The following is an 18963-nucleotide window of genomic DNA, read 5'->3' on the forward strand; positions in this document are numbered from 1 at the left end:
CGTTCGAAATCAGGCGTCGACGACGATCGTGTCCGCGATCATGTCGTGCAGGCAGCGCTTGTCGGCGCCGAAGATGAACAACGGATCGAGCAGGCCGAAGACCGCTCCGAGCAGCGGGATTGCACCGATCAGGCCCGGCACCAGCGAGCGCAGCAGGAAGATGCGGCCCAGGCCGGCGCGACTCCCGTCCGAGCGCACGATGCGGATGCCGACCAGCTTCTTGCCCATGGTCTGCCCATGGCGATGCAGCAGCACCAACTGGATGGCTATGAAGGCAATGAAGCCCATTCCGAGCAGGCTGAACAGCACGAACGCAGCGGCCGACGACCGCCCGCTGGACCCGCTACCCAGCGCCGGGAGGATCATCGCCACGAGCATGGCGGGCACGGCCACGATCAGCCCGTCGAGCATGACCGCACCGAGACGCGCACCGCGCGACGATGTGACGAAATCAACGTCGCCGTACGCCTCGGCGAGACGCGCGGCCGGCGCCGCATAGGGATTGGCCGGCGGGATCGCTGGTGGAATCGCCGGCGGCTGGGCAGGCACGTGCGCACCCGCGGTGTTGTACGGATCCATGTTTCCCCTTGGTGAGTGTTCCCTGGACGGACTTTAGCCGCAGAGACTGGCCGAGAGGAACCCGTGCGCGCGACGCGCCGTCAGGCAGCGCCGGTGAGGTACTGGTTCTTCAGGCGTACGTAGTGCTGCGCGGAGTAATACAGCGCCTGGATTTCCTCGTCGCTGAGCATGCGTACCTTTTTCGCCGGGTTGCCCAGCCACAGCTCGCCCTCGCCAACCACCTTGCCGGGCGCGATGAGGGCACCGGCCCCGACGAAACCGTGCTTCTTCACCACTGCGCCGTCGAGCAGGATCGCGCCCATGCCGATCAACACCGCATCCTCGATGCGGCAGGCGTGGATGATCGCCTTGTGGCCGATGGTCACGTCCTCGCCGATCACGGTGGCGAAGCCGCCGAGCTTGGCGTGCGGGCCGTCGTGGCTGACATGCACCACGGTGCCATCCTGGATGTTGGTGCGCGCGCCAACGCGGATGAAGTTGACGTCGCCGCGGACGATGGTGCCGGGCCAGATCGAGACATCCTCGCCGAGGATCACGTCGCCGATCACGGTGGCGGCGGGGTCGACGTAGCTGCGCTCGCCGAGAACCGGCATCTTGTCGAGGTAGGGTCGGACGTTCATGGGCACGATGTTCATGCGCCAATTGTACGACTCGCGCCGGAAGCGAAAACCGCCGCGTTACACTGCCGGCCATGAAAATCGCCAGCTGGAACGTCAATTCGCTAAACGTGCGCCTGCCGCACCTGCAGCAATGGCTGCAGGACTTCGCGCCGGACGTGGTCGCCCTGCAGGAAACCAAGCTCGAGGACAGCAGGTTCCCCGACGCCGCACTGGCCGAACTGGGCTATCGCAGCGTGTTCTGCGGGCAGAAGACCTACAACGGCGTGGCCCTGGTCAGCCGCCTGCCTTTCACCAGCGAATGCGTCACCGCGATTCCCGGTTTCGACGATCCGCAGAAGCGCGTGCTCGCCGCCACGATCGGCGCTCCCGGATCCACGGATCCGGCCCAGGCCATCCGCATCGTCGATCTGTATGTGGTCAACGGCGAGGCCGTGGGCAGCGAGAAGTTCGAGTACAAGCTGCGCTGGCTCGCCGCGGTGCGCGAGTGGCTGCGCGAGGAAATGCGCCAGCATCCGAACCTGGTCGTGCTCGGCGACTTCAACATCGCACCCGACGACCGCGACGTACACGATCCCAAGCGCTGGCGCGAAAAGATCCTGTGCTCCACGCCGGAACGCGAGTCGCTGCGCAGCCTGCTCGACCTCGGCCTGCACGACAGCTTCCGCCTGCATAACGAGGACGGCGGCCACTTCAGCTGGTGGGATTACCGCCTGGCGGCGTTCCAGCGCGGCTGGGGCCTGCGCATCGACCTCGTGCTGGTCAGCGAGGCGTTGCGCGCGCGTTGCGTCGCCGCCGGCATCGATACCGCGCCGCGCGAGCGCGAGCGCCCCAGCGACCACACGCCGGTGTGGGTCGAGCTGGCCTGACGCAACACGCCGGAGCGCGCCGGCAAACCCGATACAAAAACAAAGGCCCGGGGATACCGGGCCTTTGCATACCGCGCGAGCGTGCGATCAGCGCACGCGACCGCGCCGGAACAGATTGATGATGGCCAGCAACACGATCGCACCCACCAGTGCCAGCAACAGGCTGGTCAGGTTGAAGGCGCCGTTGTTGATGTCGCCGCCGCCGATGCCGAGCATGCTGCCGATCCAGCCGCCGAGGAAGGCGCCGACGATACCGACCACGATGTTGAGGAACAGGCCCTGCTGGGCGTCCGTCTTCATGACCAGGCTCGCAAGCCAGCCAATGACGCCGCCGACGATCAGCCAAATAATGAAACCCATCATGTGCGTTCTCCTTCCAGCTGCGAGTGTGGGGGATCCGACGAGGAAACCCCGATGAGAGGGAATCCGATGAGGAAACCGGTGCCTTTGTATCGTGGGCAAAGCGAGTCTGTGCGCCGCAACGTGATGGCAGCGTCAGTGGTGTGAACCGGCTTTGCAGGGGTTTGCGCGTAATGAAAAAAACGTAAAAAGCGCAGCGCAACAACCAGTACAACGGCCGCCCGACGCCAATCAATCCTCGTGGCGCAGCAGGACCGCTAGCGCAGCGCGCGGAAGCTTGCCGGTTTCGTTGCGCGGCAACGCATCCACCAGCCGCAACGGACGCGGCAGGAACACCGGGTCGGCGTGTTCGCGCAGCGCGGCCAACACCTGCGCTTCACGCAACCCGGGCGCGACCGCCAGGGCGGCGATGCGCGCCACCCCCGTTCGGGGGCAGGGATCGAGCTGGAACACCACGCCATCGCGCACGCCCGGCACGGCCAGCAGGCGCCGGGTGAGATCGCCGAGCGAAGCACGCTTGCCGGCGATCTCGATCAGGTCGGCATTGCGTCCACGCAGTTCGAAGCGCCCGTCGTCGTGCACTTCCACCAGGTCGGCCAACACCACCGCATGGGCCAGGTGGTCGCCCTGCACCGCCGTGCCGTCGGGCTGTGGCGTGAGCTGCACGCCGGGCAACAGCGTCCAGGCCGACTCGTGCGCGGTGCGGCGGCGCGCGATCACGCAGGTCTCGGTGGAACCGAACACTTCGCGCACCTCGCAAGCGAAGCGCTGCTCCGCCGCGAGCGCGAGTTCGCGCGACAGCGGCGCGGTGGCCGAGACGATGCCGCGCAGCGGCGGCAACGAGGCATCGGATTCCACCAGCGCGCGCAGGTGCACCGGCGTGGTGACCAGCAGCGGCGCGGAGGGCGCGTCGCGCAGCGCGCGTGCGATGTCGCCGGGAAAGAAAGGACGTGCGCCATGCACCGCGACGGGTCCGAGCAGCGGCAACAGCACCGACATCTCCATGCCGTACATGTGCTGTGGCGGAACCGTGGCAACCAGCGGGGTGACGGCGGCGGGGTCGAGCAGGTCGTCGAGCGCCGCCAGGTTCTGTGCGGTGCTGGCGCGGAACGACGTCCAGCTCTTGGGGTTCGGCTTCGGCCGTCCCGTGCTGCCCGAGGTGTAGCCGATCACCAGCTGCAAGTCCTCGGGAATCTCCAGCGCTTCGCCGTCGCGCCATGGCAGCGTGGGTGGCAGCTGCCAATGCCGGTGGCTCGCCGCCATCGCGGCGTCGCCCTGCATCAGAGCGTCGCCGAGCACATAGCTGTCGCGATGCTGGGCCAGCACATCCTCCACCACCGCCGCCGCGCGCGACGGCGGCAACAGGGTGGTCTGTCCACGCAGCGCCGCGGCGCACAACGCGACCATGAAGCGGTAGCGGTCCTCGCACAGGTTCATGGCGAAGCGGGCGTCGGGCAGCAGGTCGGCGACCGCGCGCACCTCGCCTGCGAAACGACCCAGGTCGATCGCTCCCGCCGCGTCGAACGCGAACAGGCGCGCCGCCGCCCCCCTGGTCAGGGCGGTGGCTTCATGGCGATGCAACAACCCCGTGATGCTCTGTACAACTGCCGACATGCGTTTCCCGGACAATGCGTGTTCGAACCGCGCCCCCTGGAGCGCGTAACCCGTCCTGGGTCGCTTTCCCCTGCGCTATGGTACCGGCACCCGCGTCAATGCCCGTCGAAATGCCTTCATCGGCCGTCACCACCGAGTTCCCGGCCCAGGGCCCCCTGCGCTGGAGCTGGCATGCGCATGCGCACGGCACGCCCACGGATCCGGTGGCCAAGGCCTGGCTGGCCGCGGCGCTGGACGTGGCCCCGGATGCGCTCAACCTCGGCCGCGAACCGCGCGGCCGCCCGCGCCTGGGACCGCCGCAGGAGGGCTTCGACTGCAGCTGGAGCCACAGCGGCGACGGCCTGCTGATCGCGCTGGGCGAAGGCGTGCAGCTGGGCGTGGACTGCGAACGCGTTCGCCCGCGACCGCGCGCACTCGAGCTGGCGCAGCGCTTCTTCACCGCGCCCGAGCACGACTGGCTGGCGTCGTTCGCCGCCGGTGCGGTGCGCGACCTCGCCTTCCTGCGCCTGTGGTGCGCGAAGGAGGCGGTACTGAAGGCGCATGGGCATGGCCTGTCGTTCGGCCTGGAAAAACTGCGCTTCGCCGAAGCCGGCGCCGCGTTGGTGCTGGTCGAATGCGACGCCGGCCTCGGCGCCGCGCGCGACTGGTCGCTGCACGAATTCACCCCTGCACCGGATTACGTCGCCGCCCTCGCCTGGCGCTGAGCCGGCGCCGCGCCAGTCATACTTTCGCGATGAACCTGCCCGCCACCCTGCGCCCCACCCTCGAGGCCGGCCTGCGCGAGCTCGGCCTCGCGCCGACGCTGGCCGAACCGCTGCTGGCCTATCTCGCCCTGCTTGCGCGCTGGAACCAGACCTACAACCTCACCGCCGTACGCGATCCGCAGGAGATGGTCGGCAAGCACCTGCTCGATTCGCTGGCGATGCATCCCTTCGTCGACGACCTCGCCCGCCGTGGCGGCCACCTCGCCGACCTCGGCACCGGCCCCGGCCTGCCCGGCATCCCGCTGGCTATCGTCAAGCCGGGCCTGCACGTGACCCTGGTCGAGAGCAACGGCAAGAAGGCGCGCTTCCTGCGCGAGGCCGTGCGCCAGCTCGGCCTGAAGGATGTGCGCGTGGCCGAAGCTCGGATCGAAGCCGTGGATGAACCCGGCACCTTCGATGCGATCACCGCGCGCGCGCTGGCGACCTTGCCGCTGATCCTGGAACTCGGCGGCCACCTGCTGAAGCCGGAAGGCACCCTGCTGGCGATGAAGGGCGTGTATCCCGCCGACGAGATCGCCGCGCTGCCCGCCGGTTGGGGACTGGCGGCGTCGCACCCGCTGCGCGTGCCTGGCGTCGATGCCGAACGCCATCTGATCGTCGTCCAGCGCAGCAGCGCCGGCTGATCTGTGACCGGCTTCTCATAATTCGAAGCGTTGATGCGCGCCCAGCGCCTGAACACGCGCCCGCGCCGCCGGCGTTTTACCGACCGGCAGGGCGGTTGCACCGGCGGCGGTTATCGCGGCGCGTTCCGCGCCTGTGATAACGCATAATCCCGGTCCGGCCGTCCTTGCGGCCAACCACCGTATTTCCGAGGCAACGAGCCGCATGGCCCGCATCATCGCTGTCGCCAACCAGAAAGGCGGAGTCGGCAAGACCACTACCGCCGTGAACCTGGCCGCTGCCCTGGCCAAGACGCCCAAGCGCGTCCTGCTGGTCGACCTCGACCCGCAGGGCAACGCGACCATGGGCAGCGGCATCGACAAGCGCGAGATCGATGAGACGATCTGCGACGTGCTGCTGGGCGAGGCCGATGCCTCCAAGATCCTCAAGCGCACCGCCGAGGACTTCGACCTGCTGCCGGCCAACATCGAGCTCACCGCGGCCGAAATCAGCCTGATGGGCGAGCCCGATCGCGAGCAGCGCCTCAAGGCCGCGCTCGCGCCGCTGCGCGTGCATTACGACTACATCCTGATCGACTGTCCGCCGGCGCTGTCGCTGCTCACGCTCAATGCGCTGACCGCCGCCGATTCGATCGTCGTGCCGATGCAGTGCGAGTACTACGCGCTGGAAGGCATCAGCGCCCTGCTCGACACCATCGACGCGCTCAAGGCGCGGCTCAACCCGCAACTGGAGATCGAAGGCGTGCTGCGCACCATGTTCGACGTGCGCAACAACCTCGCCAATGCGGTCTCCGCGGAACTGACCAAGCACTTCGGCGACCGCGTGTTCCGCACCATCGTGCCGCGCAACGTGCGCCTGGCCGAAGCGCCCAGCCACGGCCAGAGCATCGTCGGCTACGACAGGGCCAGCCGCGGCGGTATCGCCTATCTGGGCCTCGCCGGTGAAGTGCTGCGCCGCCAGCGCGAGCGCGACCAGGCCGCGAAGGCGGCCGTGCCGGAGACGGCGGCATGAGCACGGCCAAGAAGCGCGGCCTCGGCCGCGGGCTGGAAGCCTTGCTCGGCCCCAAGGCCGCGGCCGAAGTGCCGCCGCTGGAAGCCCAGCCCGGTGACATGCTGCGCACGCTGCCGGTCGACTCGCTCACGCCCGGCAAGTACCAGCCGCGCCGCACGATGGACCAGGGCAAGCTCGGCGAGCTGGCCGAATCGATCAAGGCGCAGGGCGTGATCCAGCCCATCGTCGTGCGCGACCTCGGCGGCAAGAGCTACGAGATCATCGCCGGCGAACGCCGCTGGCGCGCCTCGCAACTGGCCGGCCTCACCGAAATCCCGGTAGTGATCCGCGAAGTCGACGACCGCACCGTGGTCGCGATGGCGCTGATCGAGAACATCCAGCGCGAGGACCTCAACCCGCTGGAAGAAGCGATCGCGCTGCAGCGCCTGATCGACGAATTCGACCTCACCCATGCGCAGGCCGCCGACGCGGTCGGCCGTTCGCGCGCGGCGGTATCGAACCTGCTGCGCCTGCTGGAACTGCCGGTCGAGATCCGCGTGCTGCTGGAAACCAAGTCGCTGGAAATGGGCCACGCCCGCGCCCTGCTCACGCTGGCACCGCAGGCCGCGATCGCGCTCGCCCGCCAGGCCGCGGACAACGGCTGGTCGGTGCGCGAAGTCGAGCACCGCGCGCAGTTGCTCGCCGCCGGCAAGGTGATGGGCGCAGGCAACGCCAAGGCCAAGCCGGTCAAGCCCAAGCCGCAGGCCGACATCGCCGCGCTCGAACGCGAACTGTCCGAATCGCTCAGCACCCAGGTCAACGTGCTGCACGGCCGCGGCGGCAAGGGCCGCCTGGTGATCCATTACAGCGACCTGGACTCGCTCGACGGCGTGCTGGAACGCCTGCGCGCCAAGACCGACTAAAGCGACGCGAGTTAAAACCGTTTTAAGAGGCGCCGCCTTCCAGCGCCTCGCGCAGCTGCCGCAGTGCCGGCGCGATGGCCTCCTCGTCGATCACTCCGTAACCGAACACCAGCGCCGGCTGCTCCGGCGTTGCCGCGGCGTATTCGGCGATCGACTGCACGCCGGGCATGTGTTGCCGCGCCTTGGCGATGATGCGACTGGCCTGCTTCGGATCGCGGATGCGCGCCGCAAGGTGCAGGCCGGCTTCCGACGGAATCGGCTCCAGCCACGGCGCCAGTTCGGTGCGCAGGCCTGCCAGCAACGCCTCGCGCCGGGCCGCATACACCGGCCGCATCCGCCGCACGTGCCGCGCCAGGTGGCCGTCGCGGATGAAGGCGGCGAGCACCGACTGGGTGATGGTGTCGCAGTGCGAATCGGCGATGTGCTTCACCGCGATGAAGGCCTCGCGCGCCCACGCCGGCACGACCACGAAACCCTTGCGCAGCGACGGGAACAGGCTCTTGGAAAACGTGCCGACGTAGAACACGCGCGCCTCGCGGTCCAGCATCTGCAGCGCGTCGAGCGGACGGCCACCGTAGCGGAACTCGCCGTCGTAGTCGTCCTCGATGATCACCGCGTCGTGCTCGCGCGCGTAGTCGAGCAGCGCGGCGCGGCGGCGCAGCGATAAGGCCACCCCGGTCGGCGACTGGTGCGACGGCGTCACGCTGATGACGCGCACGCCCGGCGGCAGGCGCTCGACGCACAAGCCTTCGTCGTCCACGGCCACCGGCAGCACTTTCGCGCCCGCGGCGGCGAACGCGGCGCGGACCGGTGGATAGCCGGGCTCCTCCACCGCCACCACGGTTTCCCCGGGCGTTACCAGCAGGCGCGCGAGCAGGTCGAAGGCCTGCTGCGCGCCGGAGGTGACGACGATGTCTTCCGCCGTGCACGCGACGGCGCGCGCGAACGCGACGTGCTTGGCGATCGCCTCCCGCAACACCGGAATGCCCTCCGATGGCGGATAGCCGAACGCGGTCTTCGACCATGCGCGCAGCGATTGCGCCATCAGCCGGCGCCAGATCGCGTGGGGGAAGTGGCGATGGTCGGGCACGCCGAGGCGGAAGTTGCGCGGTGGCAGCGAACGCGACGGCGACGCCAGTCCCACGGGCTGGCGCCACTGCGGATTGAGCCGGGCATCGGCGCCGGCGTCGGCCCGCGATTGCGCGCGCGTGTGCATGCGCATGGCGACGTCGGCGACCACGGCCTTCGCTCCCGGGCGCGGCAGCACATAGCCCTCGGCGATGAGCAGGTCGTAGGCGGCGATCACCGTGTTGCGGGCGATGCCCAGGCCCGCCGCCACCTGCCGCGTCGACGGCAGGGACGCGTCGGCGGCAAGGCGTCCGTCGAGGATCGCGGCGCGCAGCTGCTCGTGCAGGCGACGGGTGCGCTGGTGCTGGCCGCCGCTGCCGCCACCCTCGTCGAAGTGGATGGGGAACTCGAAGACTGGTTCCTGCGCACTCATCGTTACTGGCCTGCTTCCAGAGCCAGTCCAAGCCTACGGTAAGCCCATCGCGGCACCAAGCCCCGCCTTTCGTGACACGTACGGAGACCCCGCCATGACCTGCTTTCTCTGTGAGACCTGCGGCACCCAGTACGCGGAATCACCCTCGCGACCGGCCGCGCCGCCGGCACGCTGCGTCGTGTGCGAGGACGAACGCCAGTACGTCGGATGGAACGGACAGCGCTGGACCACCCACGCCGCGCTCGCCGGGAAGTACCGCCTGCGCCTCGAGGACGACGACGGCCTGCTCGGCATCGGCCTGCCGGGCGACTTCGCCATCCCGCAACGCGCGCTGCTGCTGCCGACCGATGCCGGCAACGTGCTGTGGGAATGCGTCAGCCTGGTCACCGCCGAAGCCGTGGACGCGTTGCGCGCGCGCGGCGGCATCGACCGTATCGTCATCTCGCATCCGCACTTCTACACGTCGATGGTGGAATGGAGCGAAGCGCTCGGTGGAATCCCCATCCTGCTGCATGAAGCCGACCAGGCCTGGGTACAGCGGCCGTCGAAGCACATCCGCTTCTGGCGCGGCGACGAACTCAGGCTGTCGGGCGATGTCACCCTGCTGCGCGTCGGCGGCCACTTCGAGGGCAGCACCGCGCTGCACTGGAAGCGCGGACCGCGCGGCGCGACCTTGCTGCCGGGCGATGCGCTGCAGGTCGCGTCCGATCGCCGCCACGTCGCCTTCATGTACAGCTATCCCAACTACATGCCGATGAAGCCGTCCGACGTGCACCACATGCAGGCGCTGCTCGCCGGCTACGACTTCGACGACGTGTTCGGCTACACCTGGCAGCGCAACATCATCGGCGGCGCCCGTGCCGCCGTGGATGCATCGTTTGCGCGTTACCTGCGGGCCATCGCGGCGTGAGGGGCACGACCTGGCAGCGCTGACCGGACCTTCGCGCCGGCCGGACGAAAATGCCGCTTGCCGGGGCAAACCACGTTTACCCGGATAAACCCGGCGAGTCCGCATCTGGTGCGGCTCGCCGGTTCTGCCGCGTATGTTTCGCTGCGTATGAGGAGCAGCCGTCATGGCCTACCGGCTTGCTGCAATCGGACTGGCCCCTGTGCTGCTCGCGCAGGCTGCATACACACGCCGGGTGACCCCGCGACTGCCGGAGCCCCCGGGGCCACGCCAGGGCTCGACCGGCGCAGGCCGGCCGCTGCGCCTGCTGATCGCCGGCGACTCCGCCGCCGCCGGCGTGGGCGCCGCGACCCAGGCGGCCGCGCTTTCCGGCCGGCTCGTCTCGGGGCTCGCCCACCACTTCTGCGTGTCCTGGCAGCTGATGGCGCGCACCGGCATCGCCATCGCCGACCTGGTGCAACAGCTCGACGCCGCGCCGCGCCAGGCCTTCGATGTCGCCGTGCTCTCGGTCGGCGTCAACGACGTCACCGGCGGCACCAGCGCGCGCCGCTGGCTGCAAATGCAAAGCCAGCTGGTGGAGCTGCTGACGATGGAGTTCGAAGTGCGGCACCTGCTGTTCGCCTGCATCCCCCCGATGCAGTACTTCCCGGCGCTGCCGCATCCGCTGGGCTGGTACCTGGGCAAGCGCAGCGCGCACCTCAACCAGCTCACGCTCGACCGAGTGCAACGCAACCCGCGCTGCGAGTTCGTCGACCCCGGCTACGTGCCGGAAGGTCGCTTCATCGCTTCCGACGGCTTCCATCCCGCCCCCGACGCCTACGCGTGGTGGGCGCAGCACCTGTCCTGGCGAATCGTGAACCGCTGGTGCTAGCGCGATGCGTACCCGGAAAAAAGAAACGGCCGCAATGCGGCCGTTTCTGTTGAAGCAGTGACGCGGTGGCTTACCAGATCTTCACCCGGTCCGCCGGCGCCAGGTACAGCTGCTCGCCCGGCTTCGCGCCGTAGGCGTCGTACCACGCATCGATGTTGCGCACGGTCTGCGCGCGCCAGCGGCCCGGCGAGTGGCCGTCGGTGAGCACGCGCTGGCGCAGCGCGGCGTCGCGCATCTTCGAACGCCACGACTGCGCAAAGGCGAGGAAGAAGCGCTGGTCGCCGGTGAGGCCGTCGATCACCGGCGCTTCCTTGCCGCCGAGCGACTTCTTGTAGGCCTCGTGGGCGATGGTCAGGCCGGAGACATCGGCGATGTTTTCGCCCAGCGTCTGCTCGCCGTTGATGTGCAGGCCCGGCAGGGCCTCGTAGGCGTCGTACTGCGCCGCCAGCTTGGCCGTGGCTGCCTTGAAGTGCTTGGCATCCTCCGGCGTCCACCAGTTGGCGAGGCGGCCCTGCGCGTCGAACTCCGCGCCGGTGTCGTCGAAGCCATGGCTGATCTCGTGGCCGATCACCGCGCCGATCGAACCGTAGTTGGCGGCGGCATCGGCGTTGGGATCGAAGTACGGCGCTTCGAGAATCGCGGCGGGGAAGTTCATCGCGTTCTGCAGCGGCAGGTTCACCGCGTTCACCGTCTGCGGCGTCATCCACCACTCGCCGCGGTCGACCGGCGCGCCGAGCTTGGCGACCTGGTGCTTGTATTCCTGCGCTTCGGCGCGCAGGCGGTTGCCGAGCGGATCGTCGGCGCGGATCTCCAGCGCCGCGTAATCGCGCCACGTCTCCGGATAACCCACGCCCACGCGCATGGTCTCCGCCTTCGCCTTGGCCTTGGCCTTGGTTTCCGGCGTCATCCATTCCAGCGTGTCCACGCGTTCGCCGAAGGCGGCGAGGATGTTCTTCACCATGCCCTCGACCTGCGCCTTCGAAGACGCCGGGAAATACTTCTCGGCGTAGAGCTTGCCGACCGCGTCACCCAGGGCGTTGTTGGTCGAATCCAGCGCGCGCTTCCAACGCTCCTTCTGCTTCGGCGTGCCCTGCAGCGTGGTGCCGTAGAAGCCGAAGCCCAGGTCGGCGTAGGCCTTGGGCAGCAGACCGGCACTGTGGTTGAGCGCGTGGAAGGTGAGGTAATCCTTCCATGCCTGCAGCGGTTCGCTGCCGACCAGCGCGGACAGGTGCGTGATCGCGGCCGGCTGCCACGCCACGATCGTCTTCTGCGAGGACAGGCCCGCGGCGGTGAAATACGCGGTCCAATCCAGGCCCGGCGCCTTCTTCGCGAACGCGGACATCTCCCACGGATTGTTGGCCTTGTGCACGTCCTGCGTGTCGACGATGGAGGCGTGCGCCTTGGCGATCTTGGTCTCGAGCGCGACGACCGACTTGGCCTTGGCGTCGGCATCCTCGACGGCGGCGAGCTTGAGCAGCGCGGTCACGTACTCGAGGTACTTCTGCCGCGTCTCCACCATCTCCTTGTCGTTCGACAGGTAGTACTCGCGATCCGGCATCGCCAGGCCGCCCTGCATCAGCGTGGCGACGTTGTGCTCGGGATCCTGCAGTCCCTGGGCGACAAACAGACCGAACAGGTTCTCGGTGTGGTAGTTGGTCGCGTTGAGCGGATCGACGTCGGCGCGCAGGCCGCTGCCGAGCACGCGCGCGAGGTCGGTCTTGGACGCGATCGCATCGATCTTCGCCAGTTCCGGCTTCAGCGGTTCCAGCCCGCGCGCCTCGATGCCGGCTTCGTCCATGTACGCGGCGTAGTAATCGGCGATGCGGCGCGCGTCGGTGCCGGCGGCCGGGTTGGTCGCGGCCAGCCCCTTGATCAGGTCGGCATTGCGCTGCTCGGCCTTCTTCTGCACCTCGTAGCCGGTGCCGATGCTGGAGCGGTCGTCGGGAATCTGCGCCGCGTTGCGCCACGCACCGTTGGCGTAGGCGTCGAAGTCGTCGCCCGGCTTCACGTTCTTGTCGATGCCGGCGAGGTCGACGCCCATCGCCGGTGCCACGGCGGCCGTGGCCGCGGGGGTGGCCGGGGTCGCGGTTTCGTTGGAGGCGGGTTTGCACGCGGCGAGGCTGCAGGCGAGCGCGAGGAACAACAGGTTGCGGTTCAACAGGTTGCGGTTCAGGTGCATGGCCGTCTGGAGTCACTGGAGAAGTCGCGATGGTGCCCGGATGGCGCGCCATTGCATGTGCAGGAAGGCACGAAACCGCGACACCGTTCAGATTTCCACCGGAGCGCCCAGTTCGACCAGGCGCGTGGTCGGGATGCGGAAGAAATCCGTGGCCGGCGCGGCATTGCGGTGGAGGAAGGCGAACAGCCAGTCGCGCCAGATCGGCATGCCGCGGCGCGGGCGCGCGACGATGCTTTCGCGGCTGGCGAAATAGGTCGTATCCATCGGGTCGAAGCACAGCGCGCCGCAGTCGCCGGAGCGCATCAGCGCCAGCGGCACGTCCGGTGTCTCCATGAAGCCGAAGCGGACGATGGCCCGGTAGAAGTCGTCGCCGATGGCGTCGATGCTGAGGCGCTCGCCCGCCGGCACGTACGGAACGGCGCGCGTCTCCACCGTCAACAGCACGTTGCGTTCGTGCAGGACCTTGTTGTGCTTGAGGTTGTGCAGCAGCGCCCTGGGCACGATGTTCCGCTGCGCGGTGAGGAACACCGCCGTACCCGGCACGCGCGTCGGCGGCGCCAGCATCAGTCCCGGCAGGAAGGTGTCGAGGCGGATGCCGTCCTTGAGGATTTCCGCCTGCAGCAGCTTGCGGCCGCGGCCCCAGGTGCGCAGCACGATGAACACCAGCACGCCCAGCGCGATCGGGAACCACGCGCCATCGAAGAACTTCACCAGGTTGGCCGACAGGAATGCCACGTCGACCAGGACGAACAGCGTGGCCAGCGGCCAGAACAGCCACGCCGGCAGCGCCGAGCGCGCGCGCATCGCCACGATCAGCATGATGCTGGTGATCAGCATGGTGCCCGTCACCGAGACGCCGTACGCCGTGGCCAGCGCGGTCGAACTGCCGAAACCGACGACCGTGGCGATCACCGCCAGCATCAGCAGCCAGTTGATCGACGGAACGTAGATCTGCCCGATCGTGGCTTGCGAGGTGTGGCGGATCGCCATGCGCGGCAGGTAGCCCAACTGGATGGCCTGGCGCGTCGCCGAATACGCGCCGCTGATCACCGCCTGCGAGGCGATCACGGTCGCGGCGGTGGCCAGTGCCACCATCGGATACAGCGCCCACGCCGGCACGCCGAGATAGAACGGATTCTCCACCGCGTGGGGATCGGCCAGCAGCAGGGCGCCCTGTCCGAGATAGTTGATGGTCAAAGCAGGCAGCACGATGAAGTTCCATGCGTACTGGATCGGCCGGCGGCCGAAGTGACCCATGTCCGCATACAGGGCTTCGCCGCCGGTGACCGCGAGCACCACCGCGCCGAGGATGAACAGGCCGTGCCAGCCGTGGGCGAGGAAGAAGCGCAGGCCCCACCACGGGTTCAATGCGTGCAGCACCGTGGTATTCGCGCTGATGTTGTGCACGCCGATCGCCGCGAGTGCGAGGAACCACACCACGATCACCGGCCCGAAGGCCTTGCCGACGAAGTCGCTGCCGAAGCGCTGGGTGGCGAACAGCACCAGCAGCACGCCGATCGTGATCGGCAGCACCCAGCTCTGCAGCGCCGGCGCCGCCACCTGCAGGCCCTCCACCGCCGACAGCACCGAGATCGCGGGCGTCAGCACGCCGTCGCCGAAGAACAGCGCGGCGCCGAAAACGCCGAGGATGCCGATCACGTATGCCGCCTTCGGCGACAGCGTGCGCTGGGCCAGCGCGGTCAGCGCCATGATCCCGCCTTCGCCCTCGTTGTCGGCACGCATGATCACCGCGACGTACTTCACCGTGATCACGATGACCAGCGACCAGAACACCAGCGAGAGGATGCCGAGCACGGTGGCGGAGTCGGGCGACAGGCCGTAGTGCGGCGAAAACGCTTCCTTGATCGTGTACAGCGGGCTGGTGCCGATGTCGCCGAAGACGACACCGATGGCGCCCAGCATCATCGCGCGGAAGCTCGCCTGGCGCTCGCTGCCATGCTCGAAGACGGAGTGGGTGATGGCGGTGTTCACGTATGTTCCCGACGCCACGAGGCGTGGCGATTGCAGGGCGCCAGTGTTTTCCTGCAGGGCATAAAGGCAGAAGCCGCTGGCGCCGCCGGGCGCGTAAATTCCGCGTAAATTCTTCGCGCCTGCGGCGCTCATCCCTGCAACAGGCGGGTGGCGTTTCATCAATAGCGCGCACAATGCGCACATGCCGATGACCGCGCCCGCCGCATCGCCCGAGCCCTCCCAGCCCGCCGGCGGCTATGTACTGGCGATCGCCGGCGCGGTGGCCGCCGTCCTCGTGGCGGTCGCCACGGAGCGCTGGCTGGGCCTGCGCGATGTGTCCCTGGTGTTCATGCTGGCCGTGCTCGTGGTCGCGTCGCGCACGCATACCGGCCCCGCGCTGTTGACGGCGGTGCTGTGCTTCCTCGCCTACAACTTCTTCTTCATCGCCCCGCGCTACACGCTGTACATCACCGCGTGGGAGGGCGTGGCCACGGTCGCGTTGTTCCTGGCGGCGGCGTTGCTCGCGGGGCGCATGGCGTCGCAGCTGGCGATGCAGGTGCAGGCGCTGCGTGTCGCCAACCGCCACGCGCATGCACGCCAGGACCTCGCCCAGCGCCTCGCCGTCGCCGCGGACGAGAGCGCCGTGGTCGAGGCCGCGCACGCGGTGTTCCGCCACAGCCTGGATGCCGACGTATGGTTGCGGCTGGATCAGCGCAGCCTGCACACCGCGGGCACGCAGCCACCCGATGCGGCCGCATTGCGTCTTGCCGATGCCATGAATGCCGCCACCGCACCGCGTGAATCGGTGGAGGAGCACGGCTGGTGGTTCCTGCCGCTGCGCGCGCCCGAGGCCTCGCTGGGCGTTACATCACTCGGTGTGATCGGCCTCAAGCGCGCCACGCACGCGCCGCGCCTCGACGAAACGCAGCGGCAACTCGCGCGCGCGATGGCCGACGACATCTCGCAGGCCCTGCTGCGCACGCGCCTGGTCGCCGACCTGGAAGCCGAGCGCATGGCCAACGAGACCGAACGCCTGCGCTCGGCGCTGCTGTCCTCGGTATCGCACGACCTGCGCTCACCGCTCGCCGCGATCATCGGGGCGGCCGGCAGTCTCGACAGTTACGGCGAGGCGATGACCGCCGACGACCGCCGCAGCCTGCTCGAAACGATCCACGCCGAGGGCGAACGCCTCGACCGCTACATCCAGAACCTGCTCGACATGACCCGCCTGGGCCACGGTGGGCTCACCCTGCATCGCGACTGGATCGGCGTCGATGAGCTGATCGGCTCGGCCATCGGCCGCCTGCAACGTTACCAGGCGGGCGCACGCTTCCACGTCGAGGTCGCGCGCGATGCCGGATTGATCTGGGTGCACCCGGCGCTGGTGGAGCAGGCCCTGTTCAACGTGATCGAAAACGCCGCGCGTTTCTCGCCGGCGGGCGAGGCGATCGTGATCGAAGCCATGCGCCTGCCCGACAACCGCCTGCGCATCGACGTGCGCGACCGCGGCCCCGGGATCCCCGATGCCGAGCGCCAGCGCATCTTCGACATGTTCTACAGCGTCAGCCGCGGCGACCGCGGCGGCGAGGGCACCGGCCTCGGCCTGGCGATCTGCCGCGGCATGATCGGCGCGCATGGCGGCGACGTGGAGGCGTTGCCCAACCGCGATGGCATCGGCACCACGTTGCGCATCACCCTGCCGGTGATCGAACCGGCCCGGGACGCGCCATGAGCCCGCTGCCCGCCGACGTCGCGACATCGACCCCGGCACGCCTGCTGGTGATCGACGACGAGCCGCAGATCCGCCGTTTCCTCGAGATCAGCCTGCGCGCGCAGGGCTATGCGGTGACGCTCGCGGAGAGCGGACAGGCCGGACTCGACGCGCTCGCCACGCATGGCGCCGACCTCGTCATCCTCGACCTGGGCCTGCCCGACCTCGACGGCCACGCCGTGCTGCAGACGCTGCGGCAGTGGTCGCAGGCCCCCGTAATCGTGCTTACCGTGCGCTCGAACGAAGCCGAAAAGGTCGCCGCACTGGATGCCGGCGCCAACGACTACGTCACCAAACCCTTCGGCGTGCCCGAGTTGATGGCAAGGGTGCGCGCACTGCTGCGTACCAACGCGCAACCGCTCGATGCGCCGCCGCTGTACGACGATGGCCATCTGCATGTCGACCTGGCGCGGCGCGAAGTCCGCCTCGCCGGCGCAACGCTTGCGTTGTCGCGCAAGGAATACGCCCTGCTGGCCCTGCTCGTGCGCCACGCCGGGCGCGTCGTCACCCAGCCGCAACTGCTGCGCGAACTGTGGGGCCCCACGCACCAGCAGGACACGCACTACCTGCGCATCCTGGTGGCGAAACTGCGGCAGAAGCTCGGCGACGATGCGGCGGCGCCGCGCTGGATCGTGACCGAGCCGGGCGTGGGCCTGCGTTTCGTGCGCTTCGACGGCGCCGACTGACGGCGCCGACTGACGGCGCCGACTGACGGCGCCAACTGAAAGCGCCGCCGCGGCATCCGCCTACTCGCGGATGTCCACGTCCCTGGTCTCGCGCAGGAACAGCGAGCCGATCACGAAGGTCACCAGCGCGACGATGATCGGATACCACAGGCCCTGGTACATGTTGCCGCTGGCGGCGACCAGCGCGAACGCGATGGTCGGCAGGAAGCCACCGAACCAGCCGTTGCCGATGTGGTACGGCAGCGACATCGAGGTGTAGCGGATGCGGGTGGGGAACAGCTCCACCAGCCACGCGGCGATCGGGCCGTAGACCATCGTCACGTACACGACGAGAAGGGTGAGCAGCAGCAACAGCATCGGCTTGTCGATGCGTGCCGGGTCCGCCTTTTCCGGATAACCGGCGGTGCCCAACGCCGACTTCAATGCGGCGGTGAACGCTTCGCCGTGAGCCTTGCCTTCGTCCTTGCCCAGGCCCGCGCCTTCGTAGCCCGGCACGCTGATGCCACCGATCGCCACGCTGGCGACGCTGCCGGCCGGTGCCGCCGCGATCGTGTAGGGCACGCCCGCCTTGGCCAGCGCGGCCGTGGCGATGTCGCAGGAATTGCTGAAGACCTTCTTGCCGACCGGATCGAACTGGAACGAGCAGGTATGGGGATCGGCATGCACCACCGCCGGGCGGGTCGCGCTCGCTTCCTCGATCGCCGGATTGGCGTAGTGGGTGATCGCCTTGAACAGCGGGAAGTAGGTGAGCGCGGCGAGCAGGCAGCCGGCCATGACGATCTTCTTGCGGCCGACCTTGTCCGACAGCCAGCCGAACAGGATGAAGAACGGCGTACCCAGCGCGAGCGCGCCGGCGATCAGCAGGTTGGCCGTGGTCGCATCCACCTTCAACGACTGGGTCAGGAAGTACAGCGCGTAGAACTGGCCGCAGTACCACACCACCGCCTGGCCCGCGGTCGCCCCGAACAGTGCCAGCAGCACGATCCTGCCGTTGCGGGAGAAGAAGCTCTCGGTGATCGGTGCCTTCGAGGTCCGGCCCTCGTCCTTCATCTGCTGGAACAGCGGCGATTCGCTCAGCTGCAGGCGGATCCACACCGACACGCCAAGCAGCACGATCGACAGCAGGAACGGCACGCGCCAGTACGTCGCCTCGAACGCCTCGGTGCCGACATGGCTGCGCACGCCCAGGATCACCAGCAGCGACAGGAACAGGCCGAGCGTGGCGGTAGTCTGGATGAAGCTGGTGTACAGGCCGCGCTTGCCGTGCGGCGCATGCTCGGCGACGTAGGTCGCCGCACCGCCGTATTCGCCGCCGAGCGCGAGCCCCTGCAGCAGTCGCAGCGCGATCAGGATCACCGGCGCGGCGACGCCAATGCTCGCGTAACTCGGCAGCAGGCCGACCAGGAAGGTCGACGCGCCCATGATCACGATGGTGATCAGGAAGGTGTACTTGCGCCCGACCAGGTCGCCGAGGCGGCCGAACACCAGCGCGCCGAATGGCCGCACCGCAAAACCGGCGGCGAAGGCGAGCAGGGCGAAGATGAAGGCGCTGGTTTCATCGAGGCCACTGAAGAACTGCTTGGCGATGATCGAGGCGAGCGACCCGTACAGGTAGAAGTCGTACCACTCGAACACGGTGCCCAGCGACGAGGCGAAGATCACTTTCTTGTGGTCTTGCGTGAGCGCGCGTGCGGGCGCGACGGCGGACGCGGTGGACATCGGCGGTTTCCCCTGGCCTGG

General features: G+C 68.6%; 16 protein-coding genes and 1 pseudogene. 9 read left to right on the forward strand and 8 right to left on the reverse strand.

All coding sequences use genetic code 11. The annotated features are described in order from the left end of the window. Positions 1–9: 9 nt before the first annotated feature. The gene (locus ACYVGE_RS11530) at positions 10–579 is read right to left on the reverse strand and encodes an RDD family protein (RefSeq protein ID WP_460730012.1); all 570 of its coding nucleotides are present in this window, start codon (positions 577–579) and stop codon (positions 10–12) included. Positions 580–659: 80 nt separating this feature from the next. Continuing rightward, positions 660–1214, reverse strand: coding sequence for a gamma carbonic anhydrase family protein (locus ACYVGE_RS11535; RefSeq protein ID WP_460730014.1), 555 nt, complete (start codon positions 1212–1214; stop codon positions 660–662). 56 nt (positions 1215–1270) lie between these two features. On the opposite strand from ACYVGE_RS11535, the gene xth reads away from it, so the two are divergent. After that, entirely contained in the window at positions 1271–2065 is a 795-nt protein-coding gene (xth, locus tag ACYVGE_RS11540; protein ID WP_460730016.1) for an exodeoxyribonuclease III, read from the forward strand. A gap of 87 nt (positions 2066–2152) precedes the next feature. Here xth and ACYVGE_RS11545 read toward each other — a convergent pair whose 3' ends face one another. Then, positions 2153–2425 (reverse strand): GlsB/YeaQ/YmgE family stress response membrane protein, encoded by a 273-nt coding sequence (locus ACYVGE_RS11545; RefSeq protein WP_310054585.1) that lies wholly within the window; start codon positions 2423–2425, stop codon positions 2153–2155. 231 nt (positions 2426–2656) lie between these two features. Continuing rightward, complete coding sequence (locus tag ACYVGE_RS11550; protein ID WP_460730019.1) at positions 2657–4039, reverse strand: AMP-binding protein; 1383 nt, start codon at positions 4037–4039, stop codon at positions 2657–2659. Between the two features lie 98 nt (positions 4040–4137). On the opposite strand from ACYVGE_RS11550, the gene ACYVGE_RS11555 reads away from it, so the two are divergent. From ACYVGE_RS11555 to ACYVGE_RS11570, 4 genes are all read left to right on the forward strand, one after another. Then, on the forward strand, positions 4138–4743 hold the full coding sequence (locus ACYVGE_RS11555) for a 4'-phosphopantetheinyl transferase family protein (protein ID WP_460730020.1): 606 nt from the start codon (positions 4138–4140) through the stop codon (positions 4741–4743). Between the two features lie 29 nt (positions 4744–4772). Next, positions 4773–5426, forward strand: a complete 654-nt coding sequence (gene rsmG / locus ACYVGE_RS11560) for a 16S rRNA (guanine(527)-N(7))-methyltransferase RsmG (protein WP_460730022.1) — start codon at positions 4773–4775, stop codon at positions 5424–5426. 202 nt (positions 5427–5628) lie between these two features. Next, positions 5629–6435, forward strand: coding sequence for a ParA family protein (locus ACYVGE_RS11565; RefSeq protein WP_460730024.1), 807 nt, complete (start codon positions 5629–5631; stop codon positions 6433–6435). Next, positions 6432–7337, forward strand: a complete 906-nt coding sequence (locus ACYVGE_RS11570; protein WP_457096179.1) for a ParB/RepB/Spo0J family partition protein — start codon at positions 6432–6434, stop codon at positions 7335–7337. The genes ACYVGE_RS11565 and ACYVGE_RS11570 overlap by 4 nt, the downstream gene beginning before the upstream one ends. 22 nt (positions 7338–7359) lie before the next feature. Here ACYVGE_RS11570 and pdxR read toward each other — a convergent pair whose 3' ends face one another. After that, positions 7360–8838: a MocR-like pyridoxine biosynthesis transcription factor PdxR gene (pdxR, locus tag ACYVGE_RS11575; protein WP_460730026.1), complete on the reverse strand. Its 1479-nt coding sequence runs from the start codon at positions 8836–8838 to the stop codon at positions 7360–7362. Between the two features lie 94 nt (positions 8839–8932). Between pdxR and ACYVGE_RS11580 the strand changes: the two genes are divergently transcribed. Beyond that, the gene (locus tag ACYVGE_RS11580) at positions 8933–9748 is read left to right on the forward strand and encodes an MBL fold metallo-hydrolase (protein ID WP_460730028.1); all 816 of its coding nucleotides are present in this window, start codon (positions 8933–8935) and stop codon (positions 9746–9748) included. Positions 9749–9911: 163 nt separating this feature from the next. Beyond that, the gene (locus ACYVGE_RS11585; protein WP_460730030.1) at positions 9912–10616 is read left to right on the forward strand and encodes an SGNH/GDSL hydrolase family protein; all 705 of its coding nucleotides are present in this window, start codon (positions 9912–9914) and stop codon (positions 10614–10616) included. 70 nt (positions 10617–10686) lie between these two features. Here ACYVGE_RS11585 and ACYVGE_RS11590 read toward each other — a convergent pair whose 3' ends face one another. Beyond that, on the reverse strand, positions 10687–12795 hold the full coding sequence (locus ACYVGE_RS11590) for a M13 family metallopeptidase (protein ID WP_460730033.1): 2109 nt from the start codon (positions 12793–12795) through the stop codon (positions 10687–10689). An 87-nt stretch (positions 12796–12882) separates the two neighbouring features. Continuing rightward, on the reverse strand, positions 12883–14775 hold the full coding sequence (locus ACYVGE_RS11595; RefSeq protein ID WP_460730570.1) for a potassium transporter Kup: 1893 nt from the start codon (positions 14773–14775) through the stop codon (positions 12883–12885). A 226-nt stretch (positions 14776–15001) separates the two neighbouring features. On the opposite strand from ACYVGE_RS11595, the pseudogene ACYVGE_RS11600 reads away from it, so the two are divergent. Then, positions 15002–16498 (forward strand): annotated as a pseudogene (locus tag ACYVGE_RS11600) (sensor histidine kinase); the annotation flags it as partial. Next, positions 16495–17223 (forward strand): response regulator, encoded by a 729-nt coding sequence (locus ACYVGE_RS11605; protein WP_460730035.1) that lies wholly within the window; start codon positions 16495–16497, stop codon positions 17221–17223. The pseudogene ACYVGE_RS11600 and the gene ACYVGE_RS11605, both read left to right, overlap by 4 nt. A 60-nt stretch (positions 17224–17283) precedes the next feature. On the opposite strand, the gene ACYVGE_RS11610 is transcribed toward ACYVGE_RS11605, so the two are convergent. Further along, the gene (locus ACYVGE_RS11610; protein WP_460730037.1) at positions 17284–18942 is read right to left on the reverse strand and encodes an MFS transporter; all 1659 of its coding nucleotides are present in this window, start codon (positions 18940–18942) and stop codon (positions 17284–17286) included. Positions 18943–18963 lie beyond the last annotated feature (21 nt).

Source organism: Lysobacter rhizosphaerae (assembly GCF_054779795.1).

Bases quoted from the DNA above. Each gene is read 5' to 3' on its own strand.
- ACYVGE_RS11530 (WP_460730012.1), bottom strand. From the start codon at position 579: ATGGATCCGTACAACACCGCGGGTGCGCACGTGCCTGCCCAGCCGCCG.
- ACYVGE_RS11535 (WP_460730014.1), bottom strand. From the start codon at position 1,214: ATGAACATCGTGCCCATGAACGTCCGACCCTACCTCGACAAGATGCCG.
- xth (WP_460730016.1), top strand. From the start codon at position 1,271: ATGAAAATCGCCAGCTGGAACGTCAATTCGCTAAACGTGCGCCTGCCG.
- ACYVGE_RS11545 (WP_310054585.1), bottom strand. From the start codon at position 2,425: ATGGGTTTCATTATTTGGCTGATCGTCGGCGGCGTCATTGGCTGGCTT.
- ACYVGE_RS11550 (WP_460730019.1), bottom strand. From the start codon at position 4,039: ATGTCGGCAGTTGTACAGAGCATCACGGGGTTGTTGCATCGCCATGAA.
- ACYVGE_RS11555 (WP_460730020.1), top strand. From the start codon at position 4,138: ATGCCCGTCGAAATGCCTTCATCGGCCGTCACCACCGAGTTCCCGGCC.
- rsmG (WP_460730022.1), top strand. From the start codon at position 4,773: ATGAACCTGCCCGCCACCCTGCGCCCCACCCTCGAGGCCGGCCTGCGC.
- ACYVGE_RS11565 (WP_460730024.1), top strand. From the start codon at position 5,629: ATGGCCCGCATCATCGCTGTCGCCAACCAGAAAGGCGGAGTCGGCAAG.
- ACYVGE_RS11570 (WP_457096179.1), top strand. From the start codon at position 6,432: ATGAGCACGGCCAAGAAGCGCGGCCTCGGCCGCGGGCTGGAAGCCTTG.
- pdxR (WP_460730026.1), bottom strand. From the start codon at position 8,838: ATGAGTGCGCAGGAACCAGTCTTCGAGTTCCCCATCCACTTCGACGAG.
- ACYVGE_RS11580 (WP_460730028.1), top strand. From the start codon at position 8,933: ATGACCTGCTTTCTCTGTGAGACCTGCGGCACCCAGTACGCGGAATCA.
- ACYVGE_RS11585 (WP_460730030.1), top strand. From the start codon at position 9,912: ATGGCCTACCGGCTTGCTGCAATCGGACTGGCCCCTGTGCTGCTCGCG.
- ACYVGE_RS11590 (WP_460730033.1), bottom strand. From the start codon at position 12,795: ATGCACCTGAACCGCAACCTGTTGAACCGCAACCTGTTGTTCCTCGCG.
- ACYVGE_RS11605 (WP_460730035.1), top strand. From the start codon at position 16,495: ATGAGCCCGCTGCCCGCCGACGTCGCGACATCGACCCCGGCACGCCTG.
- ACYVGE_RS11610 (WP_460730037.1), bottom strand. From the start codon at position 18,942: ATGTCCACCGCGTCCGCCGTCGCGCCCGCACGCGCGCTCACGCAAGAC.